2 protein-coding genes are annotated in these 593 nt (G+C 45.0%); both read left to right on the forward strand.

Translation table 11 applies throughout. The features are described from left to right. The first annotated feature begins 160 nt into the window (after positions 1-160). Complete coding sequence (locus tag N1032_RS26540; RefSeq protein WP_259543649.1) at positions 161-361, forward strand: hypothetical protein; 201 nt, start codon at positions 161-163, stop codon at positions 359-361. Positions 362-370: 9 nt separating this feature from the next. Further along, positions 371-593: hypothetical protein (locus N1032_RS26545; RefSeq protein ID WP_259543650.1), on the forward strand; the 223-nt coding region annotated here is incomplete at its 3' end.

The raw sequence follows: 593 nt of genomic DNA on the forward strand, positions 1-593 counted from the left end.
GTTGCAACAGAATGCTGCTAATCAAGCTGGTTTACTTAACACAGGTACTCAGGCTTAGAATCAAGCATACACTAATGCAATCAATGCTGCTCAACAGCGTTATTCCAATGAACAGGGTAAACTTGATACAGCATATAACAATGCTATCGGTGCTCAGGAAATGGGTAATCAGGATATTCAGAATCGAATTAATGCAGCTTCTGTAATGAATGGCGTTCTAGGACAAACTACTAAAGTCCAGCAGTCTGGTGGTGGTAGTGGTATTCTTGGAGGGGCTATGAGTGGAGCTGCTGCTGGTTCAGCATTCGGTCCATGGGGTGCCTTAGCAGGTGCTGTTATTGGTGGTGCTGCTAGCGCTTAAGGAGGAATCGTGGATTCTACAATTTATGCAAGTCGTGTAGGAGCGTCTCCTCAGCAGTACACGAATAATATCAACCAAAGAAATGTACAACCTGCACCTCGTGTAGATCCTGCTGCTCAATGGGCAGATAGAGTATTTGGTACACAGAAATATCGTGGCTCTGCTCAGAATGCTCCTCACAATATTTATGGTGGCTATGAAGGTTCCGGTGGTTCTGGTAATGCTCCTATGG

The sequence above is a fragment of the Herbiconiux daphne genome (assembly GCF_024979295.1).
Lineage (GTDB): Bacteria > Actinomycetota > Actinomycetes > Actinomycetales > Microbacteriaceae > Herbiconiux > Herbiconiux daphnes.